At 46.1% G+C, this 14,435-nt stretch carries 10 protein-coding genes; 3 read left to right on the top strand and 7 right to left on the bottom strand.

Annotated features, from left to right (window positions below; translation table 11 throughout):
* Window positions 1-293: 293 nt before the first annotated feature.
* The 6 genes from FCN15_RS08005 to FCN15_RS07980 form a co-directional block, all read right to left on the bottom strand.
* A complete protein-coding gene (locus FCN15_RS08005; protein WP_138494480.1) occupies window positions 294-1,985 on the bottom strand; it encodes an alpha/beta hydrolase family protein in 1,692 nt (563 codons plus the stop codon).
* Window positions 1,969-3,213: an MFS transporter gene (locus tag FCN15_RS08000; RefSeq protein WP_138494479.1), complete on the bottom strand. Its 1,245-nt coding sequence runs from the start codon at window positions 3,211-3,213 to the stop codon at window positions 1,969-1,971. The genes FCN15_RS08005 and FCN15_RS08000 overlap by 17 nt, the downstream gene beginning before the upstream one ends.
* Window positions 3,200-4,396 carry a tetratricopeptide repeat protein gene (locus tag FCN15_RS07995; protein ID WP_138494478.1) on the bottom strand — a complete coding sequence of 399 codons (1,197 nt, stop codon included), beginning with the start codon at window positions 4,394-4,396 and terminating at the stop codon, window positions 3,200-3,202. The genes FCN15_RS08000 and FCN15_RS07995 overlap by 14 nt, the downstream gene beginning before the upstream one ends.
* 17 nt (window positions 4,397-4,413) lie before the next feature.
* The gene (locus tag FCN15_RS07990; RefSeq protein ID WP_138494477.1) at window positions 4,414-4,788 is read right to left on the bottom strand and encodes a hypothetical protein; all 375 of its coding nucleotides are present in this window, start codon (window positions 4,786-4,788) and stop codon (window positions 4,414-4,416) included.
* A 688-nt stretch (window positions 4,789-5,476) separates the two neighbouring features.
* Window positions 5,477-7,111 carry a helix-turn-helix domain-containing protein gene (locus FCN15_RS07985; protein WP_138494476.1) on the bottom strand — a complete coding sequence of 545 codons (1,635 nt, stop codon included), beginning with the start codon at window positions 7,109-7,111 and terminating at the stop codon, window positions 5,477-5,479.
* Window positions 7,108-9,213 carry a cache domain-containing sensor histidine kinase gene (locus tag FCN15_RS07980; protein ID WP_162515312.1) on the bottom strand — a complete coding sequence of 702 codons (2,106 nt, stop codon included), beginning with the start codon at window positions 9,211-9,213 and terminating at the stop codon, window positions 7,108-7,110. The genes FCN15_RS07985 and FCN15_RS07980 overlap by 4 nt, the downstream gene beginning before the upstream one ends.
* A gap of 67 nt (window positions 9,214-9,280) precedes the next feature.
* Between FCN15_RS07980 and FCN15_RS07975 the strand changes: the two genes are divergently transcribed.
* From FCN15_RS07975 to FCN15_RS07965, 3 genes are all read left to right on the top strand, one after another.
* A complete protein-coding gene (locus FCN15_RS07975; protein ID WP_138494474.1) occupies window positions 9,281-10,165 on the top strand; it encodes a carbohydrate ABC transporter permease in 885 nt (294 codons plus the stop codon).
* Complete coding sequence (locus tag FCN15_RS07970; RefSeq protein WP_138494473.1) at window positions 10,165-11,004, top strand: carbohydrate ABC transporter permease; 840 nt, start codon at window positions 10,165-10,167, stop codon at window positions 11,002-11,004. The genes FCN15_RS07975 and FCN15_RS07970 overlap by 1 nt, the downstream gene beginning before the upstream one ends.
* 177 nt (window positions 11,005-11,181) lie before the next feature.
* Window positions 11,182-12,492: an ABC transporter substrate-binding protein gene (locus tag FCN15_RS07965; RefSeq protein ID WP_138494472.1), complete on the top strand. Its 1,311-nt coding sequence runs from the start codon at window positions 11,182-11,184 to the stop codon at window positions 12,490-12,492.
* Window positions 12,493-12,563: 71 nt separating this feature from the next.
* On the opposite strand, the gene FCN15_RS07960 is transcribed toward FCN15_RS07965, so the two are convergent.
* The gene (locus FCN15_RS07960) at window positions 12,564-14,156 is read right to left on the bottom strand and encodes a histidine kinase N-terminal 7TM domain-containing diguanylate cyclase (protein WP_138494471.1); all 1,593 of its coding nucleotides are present in this window, start codon (window positions 14,154-14,156) and stop codon (window positions 12,564-12,566) included.
* Window positions 14,157-14,435 lie beyond the last annotated feature (279 nt).

Raw genomic sequence — 14,435 nt, 5'->3', positions numbered from 1 at the left:
TAGAAATCATAATTTGAGGAGCACGAGGAGAGTATCCGTTTACTAGCTTGGAAAGATGTCCTTCTGCTCCAATAGCTCTTTGAATAAACTCATCCAATAGATTCACTTCCGATTCATATATATTAATATACTATCAAATACTCAGAAGTTATTAAATAACTTTTTGGCTATATCCCTTTACTTTGGTGAGGAAAATAGAGAGCGATTTTATAGGTAGTTGCGGCCCCATGTTAAATCGCTCTATTCTGCTCTCAAATGTAACTGTCCCACGTGGAGAGGATTGCTTCACTAGTCTAATTTACAGATGTATCCAAGTAAGCGAGAAAAGCTTCTTTAATATTCTGTAGTCTAGTTCGACACTGCTCAACTTCTACTGGATAGTGCAGTACTCCTTTTTCTATGACTAGTGACCAATTCATTCCTAATTCCCTTGCTTCATTTACCAATAAAGTAGTATTTTGAAAACTTAATATTTCGTCATGATCACCTTGTATTATAGTAACCGGAACCGTTTTATTTTTAAGATGAAACTTTTCTGAAAAGAAATAGCGATTTTCTTTATTATAGAACCTGGCCTTAAACCAACTAACCATTTCAGGATAAGAGGACTCTAATTTGGCCACGTGCTTTTCTAAACTAACTAAAGGTGCAACAGCTATTACAGAATTAATTTTAGAATTAATTACTGGAGAGGCAAGAGCAAGTGCTCCTCCAAAACTAACTCCAAATATGGAGATTAAGTTCTCACACAATCCATAAGTAATTTTCAGATATTCCAAAGCATGTTCTAGTTCTTTTGAGAACGTATCCAACCAATTATTCCATGGAGAGCTGCGGTATTTAAATCCAAAATTTGCAGAGCCTTGGTAATTTAAAACCAATACTAAAACGTCATCCCTCAACAACTCACGGTATAGTCCCCAGTATCTTAATTCATCATATTCGCAAGATTCAGGCCCGCCATGTAAAGAAATAAATGCTCTCTTAGGTAAACCTTTAGGACGATGCACTAGAAAATTACCATGCGTATAACTTTCGTTCATAAAGATGAAACGTTCAATACCTTGTTTTCTAGCTATAATACCTTCTAAATTACAAACAATCCACTCTGAGCCCTCTAATATAGAACATTTGTGTAGACAAATATTACTTTTCTGAATATTAGAAATATCTAATCTCCCTTTAATATTAGGTACACTATTGATTAAATTATTATTTAAATTTAATAGGAGTAGTTTTTGTATGCCATTACAATTTTGAATTAGAGCTAGATGACTTGAGCTTAAGAATCTTGCATCTAAAATATAATCTGAAAAAGGAAATGTTTTGAATAACTGTAAAGAGTCCCATCTATAAATGTTGACAATTGCCCCTTCCTCTGCTTCAACAACCGTACAAATAAATAGAGCATTGGAACATATATAGTTCCCTTCAATTTCCACCTTTTTTTTGTGTGCTATAGAGTACCAAAAGAATAAATCATTTTCAGGGAATTGGCTCACTCGATAAATTAAGGCTTGTTGTTCACTATTTAGAACTTCCATCTCCTGAAATTCTAGTGAACTCTTTAAACAAAATTTTCTAGATAAGTCAACTTCAAACCAATACTTCTCCTGTAAATCTTCAATTAATAGAAATATACTATTTCTACTCTTGTCCTCTACCACATTCGCCAAGATTGGTTCTTGAAATTTAGTTAGAGGAACCTTCAGAAATTTTGTGGCTTCTCCCTCTAAAGTGATTGTTTGCATGATTAGTTCGTTCATATAAATGTAAATATATGCGATGAGATTAGAGTTAAAAAGATAGTGGATGGCACCATCTAACTCTCCAAATTCAAATAAAGTTATTAAGTCATCTTCATGCATACTAATTAAAGAGAGATTATTTTCTTCAGATTGAATGTATACAAAATGTTTTTCTTTATTAAGACCTACAAAATGTAAATTTTCTTCAAAAAATATTTGGTTATAAAGAGACTGCATTAGTATTTACCTCATCAATTTCTCTAACTTTATTCTTATTTATTAACTTGTAAAATATCGGATAAAAACAACTGTTTAATACTGTGAGCGAAGCAGTAACAACAATTACAATATTTGTACCAGCGTTGTTGTATATCCAGCCAGCTATTGTTCCCCCTAATGCATCTCCTACAAAGAAGGCTGTCTGAGCTAAACCAAAAAATATTCCTACTAATTTGGCTGAAAACATAGATATCTGCATCAGTTCTTCAGACAATACTGATATCGAAATCAAAATAGACCTTATAATTACGATAAGCATTACCAAATAAGGAGAAAACGGTATTAACAAGAGTAAGAGACAAATAGCAATACAAATTTCTGACAATGCAAAATAGACAATTTTATTCTTATTGTTAACTTTGCTACCTATGAAAGGATTAACTACAATACGAAGAATTGTTAATATCGTCATTAATATTGAAATTAAATGTAATGGTAACCCTAAATCTTTCAAAATTAAGGGCAAATACGGATTTAACATACTCACAACTAGTCCAGATAGAACCCCAAATATTATTACTCCAACTGAAAGTAGTTTCTTTTCTTTAAGTAGGTCTCTGTATTTGATTTTTTTCTCTGTATCATCTTTAGATTTAGAAGTATTTGTTCCTTTGATTTTCGGTACAAATAAGACACTAAGCAAAACTAATACTGAAGAAACTATTAGAAAAATGGGATACCCAGTTTTTAGATTCCCTAATGCTGAAATACCAAAACCAGCAATAATTACTCCTATAGATGTCCCTAAATTGTTACTGGTTTGATTTATGGATAGAGCGACAGGACGCTCTTTTTCTGAACTCCAAGAAATTATCCAAGGACGTAAAGAAACTAGTACAGTCGATGCTCCTAATCCCCCTACAATACCTGACACAATAGATAAAGAAAAAGAATCAGCGAAAACACGCAATAATAAAGCTATTGAATAAAGTAATGTACCTATTCTTAATGTCCACGCCGTACCAAATTTATCAACAATCATTCCCGTTAAAAAGGATAAACTTCCTGCTATTGCCATTGCAGTATAAGAAAAACCGAAATAATCCAAAGAGTGATTATATTCAAACCACAATGGATGAATTGTTTTCGAACACCACATACCAGAAAAAAACAATGTCACAAAAACAAAAAAGTGACGAGCACTGCGATTTTTTTTAATTAAAACAAAAAAATTAAGCATTAACATTCACCTTCATACTTCTCAAAATTTTTAAATTTTTTTTAATTTCACTATCTTCGGGCAAGATATTTAACCCACTCATTAGAATTTGCACTGCGTCATTTACTCCCTGACAATTAAGTGCTGCCTCTGCATGCAGTGTAATAATATTACGCAAGCTAGATACTTCTAATTGGGAGGGATTTATTTCGATATTCTCTAACAGCATCAAACACTCTTCATAACGCTCTAATTCCGATAAAGCATAACCATACTCATATGCACTATCAATTTTGGTTTTATCTAGCTTCCACGCTTTTTTATAGTTCTCAATACAATGATTAGTCTCACCTAATTCATCATAACAATACCCAGCTAGTGAGTAAGCCTCCAAGAAAAAGGGATCTAGTTCGATAGACCTATTAATAACTTCCAACCCTTTTTTGTAGTCGCCGGAGAAGATTAGTACCCTTGCATACTCCAAATAATTTTCAGGATAATAGGGATCATGACTAATAACTTGATTATATAACTCCAATGCTTCACCATACTTTTCTATTTTAGTAAAACATTGCGCTAGATTATAAATCAAAACTGTTTTGTGCAATTTTTTATTCTTGTCATTTAAGTTACTTATCCCAAAATTCAAAAGCTCAATAGCTTCCTGAATCTTGCCTTCTCTAAACAAAACTAAGGCGTAACCATTTCGATTAAATATTTTATGAAAATGAATATCTTTTAAATCCGTTTCACTTAAAGAACAAAGTATTTCATAAGCTTCTTCAAGGAAATTTTTAGACTTATTTATATCAAGAAGGAATTTTTGATGATGACGTGCGTATAACATTGATAGAATATAGTTAGCCAAAGCTTTATCACTTAACGAACCTGTTGTTCGACACATTTCCAAATAGTGTTCGGCTTCAATAGTTCTGCCTAGCTGCGTATAGACTACTCCCATTCGATAAAAATAATCAGGATCTGCTTTTTCATTTATAAGTCGCTTTAGTATTTTTTCTGCCGTCCAAGGATCTCCAACCCCTATGTATAAAAGTGCTCCTCTGTGAAGTAAGTGTATCTCTTCTTCTGTTAAAGCTGCTTTTTTAAAAAAAATTGTTTGTAGTTCCAATTCTTTTTCATTGAGTTCATACCTATAAATTGTTTCCTCTTTTCCCTTTCCTAAATGATAGGTTACTTTGAAAATTCCCAATTTATTACTTAAAACCTCTAAAAAGATCTTTGACCCTTCGTCAATTTCATTGTAGTTATAAATATTAATTCGTTAGGATTTTGGGAATCTGTTAAACTTAAGTCTTTTAAAATTAATGATGGGTAGAATACTTTTGATCCAAATGCTTCATGTTTATTCTGGGGTTTAAAGTTTATCGCAGCTAGTAAAGCTTTAACTACCCCGAAACTAATTAGAGAATTTTCTGCACAAATATTGATCTTCATTTTCCTTCTCCTTTGCCCTATATAAAACAACGGTGCCTGGTTAATCCAGACACCGCAGTTTTCAAAATTTTTAATAAGCAGTTTTTCCACCGTACATAACAGCAAAATTGACTTTCTTAACTTGCATTTGGATTTCAAAAGTTTCATTAAAATACCTCCTTATATGTATTTTTGTGGAATAATTTCCACATACACATATTAGTATATGATGTATATTATTGTAAATATATCATTTTTTATTCTCCGATATATTTATCTTATATTGTTTTATTAGGTAAAATATTGTATTCAAATCATTCCAAGTCATGTTTAAGAGCTTGTATAGGTAACTCTCAATTTATTGACTGTACTTGCCGCCCAAAACCACTTCAATAATTTGTGAATATTAAAATGCTGATCGATACCAAGTTCGATCGAGTGCGGGGTGTACTTTAGCTTACCGAACGAAACATCTGTGCATAAAAGCCCTTTACTTTTTGGAGCTCAAAGCGATATTCTTCTTTCCAACTCAAAAATACGACGGCGTTTTCCAAGAGGTTCAGCTGTACTTCATAGCGATAAATCGATATGAAGTACAGCCGAAGGTCATAAGAACGGTATCCGCTTTCGAGAGATTAGCAGCAAAATCCTTGATCGATTGCGATTGCCTTGCATATAGAAAATAAGTTTGATTTTAAGCCAACTAACTGCATCAAACTTCCTCTCAGAACTCTTCTTGAGAACGGAAGCAGGAAAACGAATTTGTAAAAAACAAAGAACCGGGGTCTAAACTGGTACCCATAGACTGGAGACTTTGTTTTTCCCTTTCCATTCCCCGGGCTCCTCCGCCCATCCCTCAATTCAGCTCGCCCTGCAGCGATTTCCGGTACTCGTTTGGCGTCAGGCCGGTGATTTTCTTAAAGACCTTGCTGAAATATTTCTCATCCTGGTAGCCGACCATTTCGGCAATCTGGACCATTCTGAGGTTCGGGTTCACGAGGAGCTTCTGCGCCCGCTCGACCCGGATTCTGGCGATATAGTCGGATAAATTCTCCCCGAGCTCCTGCTTGAATTTGCGGGAGATGTACTCCCGGCTGAGGAAGAACTGGCTGGCGATGTCCTGCAGGGACAGGTCTTCGCGGTGATGGGCCTCTACATATTTTTTGATTTGAAAAATAATGCTCCCGCTCTCCTGCTTCAGCTCATGCAGATGCTTGGAGAACTCCGTGAGCTCACCGGCCAGACGGTCCTGCCAGTTCGCAAGCGAGAAGATACCGTCCGGCTCGGTCCGCACCTGAAACGCTTCGCTGTCCAGCTGGACCTGGGGCGGCACCGCATCGTCGCCAAGCCACTCTTTCGCCCACTGCGAGCACATCATCCGGTATTCGCTCCGCCAGATCCGGAGCTGTTCGGGCGTCAGCTTTCCCGTGTCTGCGGCAGCCTGAACCCACTCCTGAACGGCACCCCGGATCAAGGCCGGCTGGCCGCTGAAGACCGCATGGCGCAGCTTCTCGTCATACTCGGACAGATGCAGCAAGCTCAAGCTGCCGGATTCCTTGGCGGAGACAGGCGCCGCCGGGTGAATCCAGACCCCGGATTCCAGCAGATTGCGGCGCTGGAGGGTATTTTTCGCTTCCTCATAGGCTTTGGCCAGTTCAGCCGGGAAATCATGGCTCTGTCCGAGCCCGATATGAAAGGAGGTGCGGAGCGTCCGCATGCAGCTCTCCTGAATATGCCGCATCAGCGCCTCAGCCTGATCCAGGCTGTTCCAGATCACCATAACGATCTCCCGGCGCTGGTTCCAATAGGAGAAGGCGTACCCCGTCTTGTTCCTGCCCAGAATTTCGTTGCAGATGTTCATCACGGCAAAATAAAACAAATCTTCGTTGGAGGAGAACGAACGCAGGTTTACCGGATGAAGGCCCTCCAGTGACAGCAGCGCAAGCCGGATCAAGCGGCTGCCCTGCGGCAGGCCGGTTTCGGTCTCCAGATCGGCTGCCACCGCCCGGTAGGATTCAGCTCCCTCAATCAGCTGGGAGAAGACCTTATCCAGATAAACCGGCTTGAGCCGGTTCAGCTCGACGCCCCGCTGCACGGCAGACTGCCGGCTGTCCTCTTCCCGCTTCCACTGGGTGACTGCAGCATCCACCGCCTGGGTGAGCATTTCCGGCTCGATGGGCTTCAGGATATAATCCAGCCCCCCGTATCTGAGGGTGCTGCGGGCCAGCTCAAAGTCGTCATAGCCGCTGATGACAATGGTTTTGCCGGTTACCCCGTGGTCATACATCCAGCGCAGCAGGTCAACCCCGCTTCTGACCGGCATCATCATGTCGGTGAAGATCAGCTCCGGGCGCTCCTTCTCGATAAGATCAATGGCGCTTTGGCCGTCTGCCGCCTCCAGGATGGTGCCGATCTCCCAGTTCTGCCAAGGGACGAGCAGCCTGATGGCGTCCCGCACATGCTTCTCGTCATCCACAATTAACGCTTTCATGATTTCTCCTCCTCGTCGCTCCGCAATTTATCCTGCCAGGCTGAACCTGCCCGTTCCTCCGGCCTCCAGAGCGGAATATTCAGCGTAATCGACAGGCCGGAAGGACTGCGGTTGCTGATGCGGACACTTACCTCTTCGCCGTAATATAACCGGAGCCGGGTTACGACATTGAGCAGCCCGATGCCGCTGTCTCCTTCTGCGCCGGATTCCTGCTGCCCTGTCTCAGCCAAAGCACGGGAGAAATCCTTGTCCCCGGCCTCGATCCGTCTGGTCAGCTCCTCCAGCGCCCCTGCCTCCATGCCTGTTCCGTTATCTTCAACCTGCAGCGACAAGAGCTCACCGGACACTTTAGCCTGCAGCCTGATTTCACCCTGGCCCAGCTGGCCGTCATAGCCATGTTTAAAATAATTCTCGACCAGCGGCTGCAGAATCATCTTCGGCACCGTGATGCGCAGCGCCTCCTCCTCAAATTCCAGCTGGTATTGAAACGCCTCCTCGAAGCGCTCCTTCTGCAGCTCCAGGTAGGCCGTCACATGCTCGACCTCGCGGCGCAAGGCCACTTCCGTCTCCTCGTAATTCATGCTGTAGCGCATCATTTTGGCCAGGTTGCCGACCAGCCGGTACGTGTTCACCGAGCCGGAATGCAGCGCCTGGGTGCCGATCAGCTGCATCGCATTATACAGAAAATGCGGATTGATCTGAGCCTGCAGCGCCTTGAGCTGGTTGGTCTTGTTGGCCAGCTCCAGCCGGTATTCGCGGAGAATCAGCTGGTCGATCGTCTCCATCATGGTCTCCATCCTTCTGGCCAGCAGCCCGATTTCGTCCTTGCTTGTGACGTTCATCGGCACCTGAAGATTGCCGCTCTGGACCTTCTTGACGTAGCGGAGCAGCTGCTTGATCGGCCGGGTAATTTGCAGCGAGACCACAACCGTCCCGATAATGGCGACAATCAGCGAAGCTGCCGCTATCCCGGAGTTAATTCCGGTCAGTTCATTGGCGCTGCGGTACAGATCGGTGAACGGGATCTGCTTGACCAGCACCGAGTTCATATAGCCTGTATTCAGATGATCATAGAAAATAATGCCCGAGAAGCCATCGTCCCGCCATTCAAAATGGCCGCTTCCCGACGTGCTCTTCAGCTTCTCCTCCCATCCCTCCCGCAGAATGGTGCCGTAATTCTCCACATTCGAGGAGTAGATAAACCGGCCTTCCTGGTCGAGCAGGTACAGCTGCTCGTGACGGTCGCCGCTGTAGAGCTTGCCGAAAATTTGATTCAGCCCGTCGAGCCTCACATCAATCGACAGATAACCGAGCACGGACACGGTAGGCGCCTCATAGAGCGGCCTGTTCAGCGTAAACACCAGAGCCTTCGAGATCTTCGAGGGAGGCAGGATCGGGGCCAGCCCGTACTGCGTATTCGTATGCGCCGGCTGAATAAAGGGCTTGTATTCCCCCGCCGAATCCTTTGGCATGAGATAACCCGGGTTATAAGCCCGGCGGAAATAGCCGTTCAGCCACAGATTGGACTGGCTGCCGTTCGCTATATAAAAATGCATCTGGTAAATATCCTTGTTCGCCTGATAGAGGTTAAACAAGTGCAGGTAGACGGGATCATAGCTCGTCGCAACCGCAGCCGAATTGCTGGAATCGACCGCCTGCTTCTTGGTGCTTTCCAGGTAGGAATAAAGCGAATCGGCTACGTTAATGCCGCTGTAAATCGAGACCGACTGCTGATTCAGCGTGTTGAAATAGTTAAGCGCATTCAGCTTCCCGAGCTCAATCCGGCTGGAGTTCTGCTCAATCGCCGTCGCTGTGACGGTGGAGCGCGTGTAGAAGTAAGAAATCGCAATGGATGAGCAAATCGGGATTGCAGTTGCGGCCAGCAGCAGAATGAGCAGCTTCTTGCGAATGCTGTTGCGGATCATCGGGCTCCCCCGCCCTTCCTCGGATATTGACTTGACGCTTTCTTTAATGGACGACTTAATTGTATATGCGCTGGAGGTGTCCATGTCAATATCGTCCACCTTCTCCGTCATCATAATCGGTGGTCGCTCCCCCGCTTCGGCAGTATACTCACTGTACCAAACATCAAATCGAAGCATAGCAGCCTGAAAGCGGTTCCTTCCGCTGTCTGGAATGCTCGAAAGTATGAGAAGGGGGAGAGGTTTGGTGACACGCAGACAACGCAGCGAATGGCTGCAGCAGCTAGTTTTTGTCGGACCAGGCATCCTGTTTTTCCTTGGAATCGTTTTTATTCCGTTTCTGCTCGGGTTCTATTACTCTTTTACAGACTGGGACGGTCTGGATTTGAATAAAGCAACCTGGACGGGCATGCACAACCTGAACCGGATCTTTACGGATGATCCCGGCTTCTGGCATTCCTTCGGATTTACGCTCCGCTTTACTTTGGCAACCGTGCTCGGCGCCAATGTGCTGGCCTTCCTGCTGGCGCTCGTGCTGACGAAACCGCTGAAGTCGAAAAATGCGCTGCGGACGGTATTTTTCCTGCCCAACGTCATCGGAGGCATCCTGCTCGGCTTCATCTGGCAGTTTATCTTCACCAAAGGCTTCGGCGCGATCGGCGACCTGACGCACATTCCGTTCTTTAACCAGCCTTGGCTCGGAACGCCGGCTACCGCCTTCTGGGGCATCTGCATCGTCTTTATCTGGCAGACCGCCGGGTACATGATGGTCATCTATATCGCCGCGCTGGCGGGGATGCCGAAGGATCTGCTCGAAGCCGCAAGAATTGACGGCGCGAATTACTGGCAGCTGCTCCGCAGCATTATCCTGCCGCTGATCATGCCGGCGATTACAATCTGCCTGTTCCTGACCACATCCAACGCCTTCAAAATGTTTGACCTGAACCTGTCGCTCACCAAAGGCGGTCCGGGCACATCGACGCAGTCGCTGGCTTACAACGTATATGCAGAAGCACTGAACAACAACCGGTACGGGCTGGGAACAGCCAAAGCGATGATCTTCTTCTTCGCCGTATCCCTGATCACGGTTGTACAAGTGTGGATTACGAAGAGCAAGGAGGTTGAAGCCTGATGGAGACAAGAGAAAGATACAAGGTTTCCACCTTCATCCTGGAAGTTGCCGCAGTTCTGCTGGCTCTGCTGTTTCTTTCACCGTTTTACTTTGTCATTGTCAACTCGTTTAAGAACCTGGGGCAGATCCTGGTTGATGCGGCCTCCTGGCCGAAGCAGTTCAGCTGGGACAACTACTCTAAGGTTTGGGACGCCATCAACTTTCCGCTGGTATTCCGCAATTCCTTGATTATAACCGTCTGCAGCGTCGTCGGCATCGTGATCGTCAGCTCGATGACCTCTTACCGGCTGGTGCGCCGCCCTACGGTATTCAACAAAATTTTGTTTACCGTTCTGATCTCTTCCATGATCATTCCGTTCCAGTCCGTCATGCTTCAATTGGTGCGGGTGACCTCGCTGCTCGAGATCCGCGGCCATCTGTACGGCGTCATCATCTGTTACCTCGGATTCGGCCTGGCGCTTTCGATGTTCCTGTTCCACGGCTTCATCAAGACCGTTCCGCTGGAGATTGAAGAAGCGGCTGTGGTTGACGGCTGCTCGCCATACGGGGTATTCTGGAAAATTGTATTCCCGCTGCTGACGCCGATCATCGTAACCAATATCATTCTGAACACGCTCTGGATCTGGAACGACTACCTGCTTCCGGTGCTGCTCATCGGCGGCAACAATGACCTGACCACGATTCCGATCGGAATTACGAAGTTCTTTGGACAGTATACGAAGCAGTGGAACCTGGCCCTGCCCGGCCTGGCCATCGGCATCGCTCCGGTCATCATCTTCTTCCTGTTCCTGCAGAAATACATCGTGGAAGGCATCACCGCAGGCTCCGTCAAAGGCTAGTTTCTGTTCCTGGCCCTGTTTCTGTTCCTGGCCCTGCCGGCAGGCAGCAGGTTTAAATCAATATGTTCCACCTTTTTGTTCAATGCAGCAAGTAGATGAAAGGCAGATAAATTTCTATACTTGGGTTGTTAGTAAGCGGTTTCAACAAAATAAAGATTCGAGAGGGGCATTCCTAACATGAAAAAAGTCTTAATGGTAGGGGTCACAACGCTTCTGGCGATGGTCATGGCAACAGGCTGCGGATCATCCAACAGCAATAACTCATCCTCCAGCACGAATGGCAGCACGAACAGCAGCAGCAACAGCGCAGCAGAGACAACCTCCGCTCCGGCAAAGGACGTCTCCATCAAAGTGTTCCAGTTTAAAGTAGAAATTGCGGACCAGCTGAACCAGCTGGCCAAAGAATACGAGAAGGAAACCGGGGTTCACGTTGACGTGGAAACCCACGGCGGCGGCGAAGACTACGGCGCACTGCTGAAAGCGGCCATCGCTTCCGGCACAGAGCCTGAAATCTACAATAACGGCGGCTACACCGCGCTGGTTCCGTACATGGACCGTGCAACCGACCTGTCCGACCAGTCCTGGGTACAGAACCTGCTTCCAACAACGAAAGAGCCGACAACGGTAGACGGCAAGCTGTATGGTATGCCGATGAATACAGAAGGCTACGGCATTATTTATAACAAGGACCTGTTTGCCAAAGCAGGCATTACGACTGAGCCTAAGACACTGCCTGAACTGACCGACGCGGTGAAGAAGCTTAAAGACGCAGGCATCACGCCTTTTGAAGCAACAAACGAATGGTGGTCCCTCGGCATTCACATGATGAACGTCGCTATCGCGAACCAGCCTGACCCAGCCCAGTTTGTGGAAGACTGGAAAGCAGGCAAGACAACAGCTGCCGGCAACGAAATCTTCAAGCAGTGGCTGAACTATGTTGACCTGGTATTCAAGAATGCACAGAAAGATATGCTGACAACGGACTATGCGACACAGGTAGCTACCTTTGCAGCAGGTGAAGCCGCTATGCTCCCGCAGGGCAACTGGGTACAAGGCGACATCGACAAAGTCAATCCGGACCTGAACCTTGGCGTACTGCCAATCTCTATTAACGACCAGGCCGGCCATGTTCTGATCGGCGTACCGAACAACTGGATCGTCAACAGCAAATCCGCTCATCCGGATGAAGCGAAGAAATTCCTGGAGTGGATGGTTAGCTCCGACACCGGCAAAAAATATTTGACCACCGAATTCCACTTTATGCCGGCTGAAACGAATATCGACGCTACGAAAGAAGACATCGGCTCCATCGCGGACGGCGTGAAGGCTCTGAACTCCACAGCCCTCGGCTGGTACTGGGACCGCTTCCCTGACGGGACTACTCAAGGCTTTGGTGCTGCAATGCAGGAGTACCAAGGCGGCCGCATCAGCCAAGACGAGCTGCTTGCCAAGTTCGACAAGACTGTTGCCGATATGGTGAAGAAATAAGCCTATTATAGAAAAAGCGAAGAAGCTGGCCGTTAACCGGTCCAGCTTCTTTATTTATGTTCTTATGGCCGTTATGGCTGCCTGCTGGGCCGCACCCCTTTGTCCCTCTGCTCATACACGCAGACGCGGTTTCTCCCTCTGCGCTTGGCTTCATAGAGCGCGTCATCGGCCTGCCGGACAAGCTGCTGCATCGCCTCGCCGCTGCCTCCTGTCAAACCTGCAGTATGGGCAATGCCGAAGCTGGAGGTCATCGAAATTCTTGACTCCCCAACGGAAAGGCTGCTCTCCGCCACCTTCCTGCGGATACATTCGGCCAGCTCCCCTGCCTCGGAGACTTCCGTATGCGGCATGCAGATAATGAATTCATCGCCGCCGTAGCGGCCCGCCAGGGCAGAATCGCCCAGGTTCTCCCGGATAATAAGCGATAAATGAATCAGCGCCTGATCGCCGGCTTCATGGCCGTACGTATCGTTGATCTGCTTGAAATAGTCGATGTCGAACATGATGACCGAGAAAGAGAAGCTGTAAGGGGAGTGCGGCAGCCCCTTCAGCAGCTCCTCCGACCGGTTGAACACAGCCGTTTTATTAAACAGTCTCGTCAAGCTGTCCGTGCTGGCAAGGTATTTGAGCCGCTGCTCCATGGAGACCCGCTCGGTCATATCCACAAAGGTAACGATGCGGCCCATTTTGGTGCCATTTTTGTTGATAATGGTAGAAAATAAGATATGATAATGCCGGGTCACACGGCCCTGAATATGCTCTGCATCGCATTCCACGCCCGCCGCAAGGACAGCAGCCAGCGCTTCATTGTCCCTCAATGCCTCCGCGAGCGGACGGCCGATCAACTCCGCGCTCATCTGCGGGATGACGCCTCGGACCGCATTGTTGAAGTCCACGATTTTGTCGTCCTCGCTGAGGACAATGACGCCTTCCTTCATACTCTCAAACACCTTATCCCTGGCAATCGGCGCAGCATTAAACATCTGGTAACGAAGCAGCGCAACCGCATGGAAGATGAAGGAGCAGCTCATAAAGACAGGACCGAGGTCAATCCCGTAAGGACTCATATCCCCCACGTAGAAGAAGCTGGCAACCGTCGGTGCCAAAATGCCGGCCACCATGGCCAGAATCTGCAGCCTGAACCGCATGAGCACTTTGCCAAGCTGGCTGAGCAGAATCATGATCCCTGATGCAAAACACGAATAGGTAAATACAAAATACACATAAAAATAAGGACCATGCTCAATCTTCGCCACCGGGAAAGGAGCGTCAGCTCTAAGGGATACCGACGTGTAATAGAAATGGTGCCAGTCATTCGTCGTCTGCATAAGAATCGTAGAGATCGGAATCACAAGCAGCAGATAAATGACACGCCTCCTGATCCTCATTCCGACATAAGTGCAGCACATTAATAAAATAACCGGCGGAATGAGCGGCAGAAAGAGATACTCCACCTTAAGCCAGAATTTGATCCCGGATAAAGACGAGCTCGTCAATTCGAATAGATAAGCGAAGTTAAAAGAAGACGCCAGGAATGCCGAGATCATGTAATACCGGCCGCCCGGCGCATTCAACAGCCTGAAGAGTGAATAGAAACCTAAAGAAAGGCTGATGACGCCTCCCAGGACAATAGCCGCCACATAGATAAATAATTGCTGCTCCATCTTCACCTGCTCCAATTGAGTTCACGCTTTGCCATTGACCTGGGGTCCAGGACATGTGTCTTGCCGTACCCTATTATAATAGCAGGTTATTTATGGAAGACTAGCTGTAACTCCGATAATTTGATAATAATCCTCTATTTTCCTGTGGGAAAAATCGCCCCAATCCGAGCTCCCGTGAGCCGGAAGCGTTCAAATTCCCGCCAAACGTCGGCGGGCTTCGACAGCAAAAACGTTCCACGTGGAAACATAGCTGCAATATTGCCGAAGGAAGTCAGCAAA

The organism is Paenibacillus pinistramenti, from assembly GCF_005869875.1.
Taxonomy (GTDB): Bacteria; Bacillota; Bacilli; order Paenibacillales; family Paenibacillaceae; genus Fontibacillus; species Fontibacillus pinistramenti.
Note: the sequence above shows the minus strand (reverse complement) of the source record. Positions and strands in the feature narration are given on the sequence as shown.

Coding starts and splice junctions, on each gene's coding strand:
- FCN15_RS08005 (WP_138494480.1), bottom strand. CDS start 1,985: ATGCAGTCTCTTTATAACCAAATATTTTTTGAAGAAAATTTACATTTT.
- FCN15_RS08000 (WP_138494479.1), bottom strand. CDS start 3,213: ATGTTAATGCTTAATTTTTTTGTTTTAATTAAAAAAAATCGCAGTGCT.
- FCN15_RS07990 (WP_138494477.1), bottom strand. CDS start 4,788: ATGAAACTTTTGAAATCCAAATGCAAGTTAAGAAAGTCAATTTTGCTG.
- FCN15_RS07985 (WP_138494476.1), bottom strand. CDS start 7,111: ATGAAAGCGTTAATTGTGGATGACGAGAAGCATGTGCGGGACGCCATC.
- FCN15_RS07980 (WP_162515312.1), bottom strand. CDS start 9,213: ATGCTTCGATTTGATGTTTGGTACAGTGAGTATACTGCCGAAGCGGGG.
- FCN15_RS07970 (WP_138494473.1), top strand. CDS start 10,165: ATGGAGACAAGAGAAAGATACAAGGTTTCCACCTTCATCCTGGAAGTT.
- FCN15_RS07965 (WP_138494472.1), top strand. CDS start 11,182: ATGAAAAAAGTCTTAATGGTAGGGGTCACAACGCTTCTGGCGATGGTC.
- FCN15_RS07960 (WP_138494471.1), bottom strand. CDS start 14,156: ATGGAGCAGCAATTATTTATCTATGTGGCGGCTATTGTCCTGGGAGGC.